This window comes from Paenibacillus germinis, from assembly GCF_013141785.1.
Taxonomy (GTDB): domain Bacteria; phylum Bacillota; class Bacilli; order Paenibacillales; family NBRC-103111; genus Paenibacillus_E; species Paenibacillus_E phytorum.
In genome coordinates this window covers 85,638-93,751 of record NZ_WHOC01000121.1, presented here as the reverse complement: position 1 = coordinate 93,751, position 8,114 = coordinate 85,638, and the positions used below count along the sequence as shown (strand labels likewise).

At 44.9% G+C, this 8,114-nt stretch carries 5 protein-coding genes; 2 read left to right on the top strand and 3 right to left on the bottom strand.

Going from position 1 to position 8,114, the window contains the following annotated elements:
* Positions 1-785: 785 nt before the first annotated feature.
* Positions 786-1,985 (bottom strand): FAD-dependent monooxygenase, encoded by a 1,200-nt coding sequence (locus GC102_RS22990; RefSeq protein WP_171691564.1) that lies wholly within the window; start codon positions 1,983-1,985, stop codon positions 786-788.
* Positions 1,986-2,227: 242 nt separating this feature from the next.
* Here GC102_RS22990 and GC102_RS22985 point away from each other — a divergent pair, with 242 nt between their 5' ends.
* Positions 2,228-3,001 carry a TetR/AcrR family transcriptional regulator gene (locus GC102_RS22985; protein ID WP_246321073.1) on the top strand — a complete coding sequence of 258 codons (774 nt, stop codon included), beginning with the start codon at positions 2,228-2,230 and terminating at the stop codon, positions 2,999-3,001.
* Positions 3,002-3,683: 682 nt separating this feature from the next.
* On the opposite strand, the gene GC102_RS22980 is transcribed toward GC102_RS22985, so the two are convergent.
* The gene (locus GC102_RS22980) at positions 3,684-4,421 is read right to left on the bottom strand and encodes an SDR family NAD(P)-dependent oxidoreductase (protein ID WP_376769404.1); all 738 of its coding nucleotides are present in this window, start codon (positions 4,419-4,421) and stop codon (positions 3,684-3,686) included.
* A gap of 477 nt (positions 4,422-4,898) precedes the next feature.
* On the opposite strand from GC102_RS22980, the gene GC102_RS22975 reads away from it, so the two are divergent.
* Positions 4,899-5,561, top strand: a complete 663-nt coding sequence (locus tag GC102_RS22975) for a TetR/AcrR family transcriptional regulator (protein ID WP_171691563.1) — start codon at positions 4,899-4,901, stop codon at positions 5,559-5,561.
* Between the two features lie 90 nt (positions 5,562-5,651).
* Here the strand turns inward: GC102_RS22975 and GC102_RS22970 are convergent, their stop codons facing one another.
* Positions 5,652-8,114, bottom strand: a complete 2,463-nt coding sequence (locus tag GC102_RS22970) for a glycoside hydrolase (RefSeq protein ID WP_171691562.1) — start codon at positions 8,112-8,114, stop codon at positions 5,652-5,654.

The following is an 8,114-nucleotide window of genomic DNA, read 5'->3' as shown; positions in this document are numbered from 1 at the left end:
TCGGGATTTTGTTCGTAGCCTATTTCTTTGCAATGAGGGTGTATAAAAAACGGGTGTGAAAAAAAAGACAGCTTCTTCTGAATTGATCAAAAGAGAAGACAGTCCTGAAGAAAAAATTCCACACCTATATAAGGGCGGAACTGATTAGCAGTTTAAAAGTACGAATGTCGTTATAATCATTTATACTGGACTTACATCAAGAGGGTATTTATCCGAGTTATCGTGCTGTGGTCGCTCATGTTGAAAAAATGTCATATAGCAGGTAGAACGTATCTGCTCGCGATGTGACAATGTGGATCTAAGGAAAGGGTCTACGTGTGAATTCTACGGATGCAGAGCATTTCCTAAGTGCCGAAATATCAGCTCAGCTTAAAGCACCTAGGTGGTGCTTTTTATTATGCCTTTATACCGCAACTTCGTTTTCTTGGTAAAAACAAGCAATGATCCAGAAATAAAATAGATGATGCCTACAACTAGGGTACTGTAAAGAGTTAGCGAGATCGTAGTTGGAGCCCCTACTTTGATAAATGCCCAAGGCAATCCCCCAAGTAAAATTAGAAGCCTTTTTCCATTTAACGATGTCCAATTCCGTTGCTTTTTAGCGAGCTTCCTCAAAATTCTTATCGTGAACAACATGAACAATGTACCGAAACAACCGACAACTATACACATTATCGAGACGATTTGATCTAACTTTTGGTAGCTATCCGTATGATTACTGGTTACGTTCTTCAGTTTGCCCTCAATATTTCAGAACATTGAATCCCCCATTTTCGAGTGTTTTTTTAATCATATTCCTTTAGTGTGATCCCCTTAGCGGCTTTGGCAATCATCTTTACAACCATTTTAAACATGACGGTCATCAAGAATGGCACCCGCAGCATCCAATTGCGCAGCAAGATTTTGAAATGTGAGTTTTCGACCATGCTTTCCGCTGCGAAGAGTCCTACTTTCTGGTTCTTCTCCGCAAAAGTTCTCATCTCTTGTTCGTAAACAACCGAAGCTTTGGCGTAATCGCCTTTTGCAGCTTTCAGCTCACCGGCCAGCACATAAGCTCCGACTAGCGCAAGGCTAGAACCTTGGCCGGAAAGTGGCGATGGGCAATATGCTGCATCACCTACAAGCGTAACACGACCTTTGGACCATGTCGGCATATGGATCTGGCAAATCTCGTCAAAATAAAAATCTCGCGCATCTTTCATTGCATGCAGCAGGCGTTGTGTTTCCCAGCCCGTTTGGCTGCCGAAGACGCCGGTAATAATTTTTTTTTGTTCTTCCGCATCATGTCTGTCGTACGTTAAGGTCCCCGATTTGAATATGAATAATCCTTTCGCTTCGGTATTGTCACGTGCGCTATATATGCCCACTGTTTTACCGGGAATCGTATAGAGCTGCTGATTGTGATCAAGATTGAGATAATTATCAGTGGTAAAGATCGCTATATAGCAGCCAAGCGTACGTTTAAACTGCTCTTCCTCGCCAAAAGTCAGTCTTCGAACGTTGGAATGAAGGCCGTCCGCGCCGATCACCAAGTCGAATATTTGCGGCTTGCTATGGGCAAATCGAACCTCTGCACCCGCTTCAGTTTCTTGAATGGCGGTAATTGAATCCCCCCAAATGTAGTTAGCCTTATCCTTAGTTAGATTGTACAAGATGTCACCCAGATCGTCGCGCATGATTTCGATGTCCATGCCCTGCTCGTTCCCCACACTCGCCTCACTCAATCGACCTTCAATCTTGCCGCTGCTGTTCACAAAATAAACGCCCGTCATGTGTGTGTCTGCCGCACGAACTTGTTCGAGAATGCCCATTTTCTCAAGCACTGAAATGGCTGCTCCACGGATATCTACCCCGTAACCGCCTTTTCGCAATGCGGGAGCACGTTCTACGATCGTCACTTCGAATCCGTAGCGGTGCAGCCAATAGGCAAGTGCTGGACCTGCAATGCTAGCCCCGGAAATTAGAATTCGTTTTGATTTTGTCATATTCGTCTCACTCCTATTATTTATTGAAAATAAGTTAAATAAAATTCGCCACTCAAAACTGTGTATTGTATAAACAGTATATATCGCATACAATTAAAATACAATAGGAATTTTGCAGAGGGAAAATGCCACCTAAGCAAGAATCTTGACTTTAATTTCTGAATTGATTAAGTTAGGTAAATTCGGATTTTATTTTGAACGTTGTACTGTCTATAACAGAAATAATGGAGGAGGGCGATTCTATGGATAACGAATTTGAAGGAGGTCTGCCGCGCGGTGTGGCTCTCAGTTGGGGGTTAGTCAAACCGCCCCAGAGAGGACCGAAACGGGAGATGAGTCTGAAGCAAATCGTTGATTCGGCCATTGCGATAGCTGATAAGGACGGGCTTTCCGCCGTTTCTATGAATCGTGTCGCTGCATCCTTGGGATTTACGACCATGTCTATTTACCGGTACGTTCCAAGCAAGGATGATCTTGTGCTTCTTATGCAGGACGCCGTGTGCGATATCTTCATCTCGGCAGAAAGCGAATCTGCACATTGGCGCGAAGATATGTTCAATTTTGTTCGGACCATTGTCCGCTGTTACCTTGACCATCCGTGGCTTTGCGATATCCCTGTCTCGGGTATACCGATGACGCCAAACAACTTGCGGATTGTTGACTGGGCATTGCAGATCATGAATGAACTTCCTTTAAATCATCAGGAAAAAATTTCAATTGTCGTCTTATTAACGAATCAAGCACGTGTTTACGGCTTATTTAAGCGGGATATAAATCGGGCCATCCAGACAGGCGTTAACACGGGATCGGTCCCTGGAGTCGACTATAGTGCAACACTCAAACAACTGGTTACCTCTGAACGCTTCCCTTATCTGCAACCAGTCGTTCAAGCGGGGGGATATTCCGCCGAAGAGGAGAGCGATAACGACAATGAGAACTTTTATGGGCATGAATTCGATTTCGGTCTCGAAAGGATTCTAGACGGAATTGAGCATTACATAATTTCGAAGACCTGATGGGGCCGGGTTTATCTGTTCAAGAGCATGTGACCTGCAGGAAATGATTATCAGTAGGCCAAGCAAAAAATTACCAGCTTACACTAGTCGATAGGGCAAATGGGCTGTAGTAGTTACCAATGTTGTATTCTCTACAACAATTCACACGCCAAACGGCTATTTCGCAACTTGAAGTTGCAGTTTGTACAACATTTCGAGCCCATTTCTTGTGAAATGGCCTACAGAGGACCAAATTGTTGTACATAATGCAACAACGAAGGGAGAGAGGCGAAAATTAGGCAGCAATTGTTGCACTTTTTACAACATCATTCAAACGTTGTGCAACTTCCTTCCTAATTCTCCATTTCTCACAAAAACCAGAAAACAAAACCCAGGCAAATATGATCAATCAACGAAAGATTAGACATGCATCCACAATCTCACTCAGCTCAGCAAAATCCATAGCACCCCAAAACAAATAAATGCTGATCTGTAAACAAAGGGCCCGTACAGAAGTTATCCACTTCCATACGGGCCCTTTTTAATAAAGAGGGTTCAATGCGATTGTCCGGTATCATCATCTTGCCGATACAACATCGCGATCACACACTTTTTAGATAGTTAGATTTAACCTTATCTTATTTTCACGTGGGATCTTGAACTGTCAAAACGGCTAAAGTACGGATTATGGCTTGTTAAACGCCTACAGAGACAAGCCACCATCCACCAGGATAATGGAGCCGGTCATATAGCTTGAAGCGTCAGAGGCGAGAAACGCCACAACCTCCGCAAGTTCTTCAGGCTCGGCAAACCGTCCCATCCGCATGTTCGGGAACTCCTCCGGCACATAACCACTCTCCTGAAGCTGCTGCGGCACACTTGCCGTAAGTCCGGTCGCCACGCCGCCCGGACAAATCGCGTTGACCCTAATACCCTTTTTCACATATTCGAGCGCTGCTCCCTTGGTCAGTCCAACTACGCCATGCTTGCTTGCGCTATACGCAGCAATACTGTGCTCCGCCCGTACGCCAGCCGTGGAGGCGGTATTAATGATATTGCCGTAACCTTGCTTCTCCATCACCTTCAAAGCGTACTTCATGCCGATAAAAACACCTTTGAGATTGACATTCATAATCCGGTCAAAATGCTCTTCGTCAATATCCTGCAGCAGTGAGAACTTCTGGATAATTCCCGCATTGTTGAACAGGCAATCGATTTTGCCATACGTCTCAAGCGTTTGGTTCATGTACCTCTGCACATCCTCGCTTTTAGATACATCCGCCTGCACGAAGATGCCTTCTCCGCCTTGTTCCTTGATCAAACGCAGCGTTTCCTGACCAGCTTCCTCATTAAAATCAACGATTGTAACCTTGGCTCCGCCAGCAGCCAGCTTAAGCGCGCTGGCTCTTCCAATTCCTCCGGCTGCTCCGGTCACGATGATAACCTTGCCTTGGTGCGATAATGAGCCTGCGGATTGTGCCTTTGGCGCGGCCGACACCGGCTTGGCGGGAGCCTGCACGATGTCCAACGAGGTCAAATCGGCTTTCAAAGCTCCCAGCCTATCCTCAGACAAGCTTACCTGGGGCATCGCCGCCAGTTGATCGAGTGTAAGCATCGACGCCATCTTGAAAGTCGGCTCGCTAACATATTCCGGCAGATGCTTGGCTAGAATTGCCGCCGCTTGTTCGTTGGCCAGAAGCTCGCCAATTGTCCATTTTTCATTGAAAGACATGTTAAATAACCTCCTTAAATGATTCCATAAATTAATTAATGATAGTTACACTATCACTATAATATACAATATATCACCCACTTGATTTCCACACAACTTCTAGTGATTGGCAGAGTAATTGACAGATGCTATCAAGTTTGTTAGCATGTCTACACAATCAATCAAGCAGGACGGAGAAGTGAAATATTGAACGCAAAGATCAGATATGAGCAGGAACGCCGCAGCATCAAATCGATGCGCGAGGAAAGCATTATGGCGGCAGCCAAAAAGCTGTTTGTCCGCAAAGGCTTTGATAAAACAACGATGCAGGAGATTGCGGATGAAGTGCCGCTCGGCATCGCCACCGTTTTCCGTTATTACTCTAAAAAAGAGAAGCTGATCGTGGCGATCGCGAGCGCCATCATCGCTTCCCAATGGGAAGCCTTCCGCTCCGTGAGCGAAATGAGCGGTTCCTGCATGGACAAGCTCGGCTATCTATTTGATCTGTTCATATCCTTCCATAAGGAAGAGCATCGCGAGAACATACAGCTTATTGAAGCTTTTGAAAGCTGGGCTTCCCTGGCTTATGAGCAGGAAGATTTACTGGAGGAATACTATGCGGTATTCGAGAGTAATAAACAACTGTTTAGAGCGATTATTGAACAGGGCCGCACCGACGGCTCCATCCGCAACGATATTTCCGTCGACGATACCTTGATGACCCTGATCAACGTTTTCGGAAGCTTCGCCAAAAAAGTATCCACGTCCTACAATCTAGTTGTTTTCAAAGAAAATACTGGAACGACTGTCCAACTGCAAGTGTTGAAGAATGTTTTTTTGGACTATTTACAGCCACCGAGCAACGCTTGATATAATAAGAAGTGGCGATAACCTTCTGGTCATCGCCACTTCTTATTAACGCACTTTTGAATAGTACATCTTGCAGATGTTTTTGCTTGGCTACGGTGTGAAAATTTGCTTCTCACCGCTTTCCAACCAGTGAATCCATACACTTTGTGTTGGAATGGTCGCATTATTGTAAGCAAATGGCTGAGATGAATAATTCGCCACGATTTCCAGTTTATTCCCAAATACAGTTTTTTGCACGAGACGATCTGGAGAAAGCCAATCAAATTGCGTCATTTCTAATAGAGCAGCTTGCTTATGCAGCGGCGAAAAGAAATTGTAATAGTTCTCGATGGTTTCTTTTTGCTGATCCCATGCTTTCAGATTCAAATGATACAAAGGCGGTACCGTATACAGCAACTCGGTTAGCGAACGTGATTTGATCTTGTCACTAATTTTCAAACTCCCCATCCCCCAATGATGTGTTGTGATCACAGAATCGTGATAGACAAGCTCATACAATGGGAATTGGAACTGAGGATCGATATAAATTTTATCAAAAATCGGCTTCAATGGTACTGGTTTGATAAAGACATCCGGGCCCTCAGGTGGCCAGTAAGAACCGAGATAATACTTGGATGATTTATCCCCCAGGTCTTTATCCATCCAGGCGCCGAGCGCCGAAGTTGTCATTCCATGAGCAAATGCCACTGATGAAGCCGTATACCATTCGCCCTTTTCCGTGCCAACTACCATCTGCTGATTAGCAAACCAATTTAATCGTTTGATTTTGGCATTCATATCGTCTTGCTCAGTTGCAGGATGATCGGATGAATAATCCTCGTGCAATTGGCCGTCGCCATCCGCGTCAACGAACCATGAGTTCAATTTCGTATTATTCATAATGGTCGAATACCGTTTTTCTATATAAGGCATCGTGACAAGCGGACTTGCCGTATAGCCTTTCTTCTGGAAGCCGGGGACTTTCTTCCCATTGGCACTGACGATAGCCCCATGATCATACAACCACTGATCAAAAATGGCTGTTGTAAAAGAGGGATCTGCTGGGTTCACTGGATCCAGAACCGTGTTGTAGGAATCATAGGTGCCTGCTAAATATCCCATCGATTCCGCTTGTTTCACAAACTCAGGGTGTTTGTAGGCCATTTGCCAATCGGATACGCCTAACCATAGGCGGTCCAAACCAGCCGTTTGAAACTGTTTTAGTATTTTTGTGGAAATCCCATCCCCCCAAGAATCCACTGGCGTAAATAGTCCTGGAAACGCATCGAAAAGCAACAAGTTATTTCGCTGGTAGAGCTCTGTCTCCGTTAAAGTGGCAACAGATTTGCTCAACAAAGTCTGCAAGTTCGGATCCAAATGGATGTCCTTCCATGCTTCCTCCTGATAGAACTCACTCTTGCTCAGTACATCATCCAAACTTCGTATGACGGACATTTTTTGAAATTGATCGGCATAATTTTGCGAAGCGATGGCTGAGAGCGCATCCTGTCCATCTTTATCAAGCAGCTGCCAAACTCGTTTTCCAGGAGAAAGGCTGCTCGATTTGGCTTGGTCGGTCATTAATTTGGCAAGTTTACCCCAATCCGTAATGTCCTCGGGAGATAAATTCCCGCTCCCCCACACGTACACATGAGCAGCTCCAAGCAGCTTCTGGACAGTAGGATTTTGCTTGATTTTATCCTGAAGTGTAACGAATTGTTTCCGGTCCATGAGGGTTTGACGAAAGATTTTGGCAGGTTCGCTCAAATTCTCCATTCCCAAGTAAATGGCGACTCCATATGGCTGCTGAACGGACTTAGCAGTGAAATCATGCTTTACACCTAGACCTAATTGATCATGATCGTTGGTAAAATAAACAGAGTCATTGAACGGGTTATCAACTCGATAAGTCAGCGTATAGTCATCACCTTGCACTCCCCAAAAAGGCATGGAAAACGCTTCGTTTAGTGAAGATTCACCGCTATCCGTTAGGAATTGAATCCATTCCTTGTCCTTCGTTGGCACGTAACGACCTTCTGCGAGCGGAAGCAGCATGGCTTTGCTGTTCAACTCTTTTCCGAGAACTGGCCACGTGATGGAGGTTTCTCTGTTGGACTCCACCTTTACTTTTACCGATTGATTAACAACTTGGATAAGTACCTTTAAACCATACGAAGGAACTTCCCAACTGGCACTTCGACTGCCCAGCTTCAAGTTTTGAATCTTGATTGCTTGTTGAGCTTGAGAAATCGTTATCAAAGACTTACCAGGCTTTCCTACCTTGAACTCCCAGGTACTTGGGACAATTCGAACCGTCATGTCATTCGTTTGTAAATCGACTTGCGATCCGGTGTTCGGCTGTTCGTCCGGTAAAGGTTCTATTTGTGATGCATCGGCGGTATCCAAACCCCCAATTTTAGTAGTATCCATCATCTTTTGGGCTAATTGTGGTGAAGAAGAGGGCTGAACGGATACCGGATCCAGTTTTTTTCGATCTGCGGTGGTGTACACATAGAAACCTACAGCCACAGTAATAACAACGATTAAACTTAAAATACGATACTTATTTCGCAT

Coding starts and splice junctions, on each gene's coding strand:
- GC102_RS22985 (WP_246321073.1), top strand. CDS start 2,228: ATGGATAACGAATTTGAAGGAGGTCTGCCGCGCGGTGTGGCTCTCAGT.
- GC102_RS22970 (WP_171691562.1), bottom strand. CDS start 8,114: ATGCGAAATAAGTATCGTATTTTAAGTTTAATCGTTGTTATTACTGTG.
- GC102_RS22990 (WP_171691564.1), bottom strand. CDS start 1,985: ATGACAAAATCAAAACGAATTCTAATTTCCGGGGCTAGCATTGCAGGT.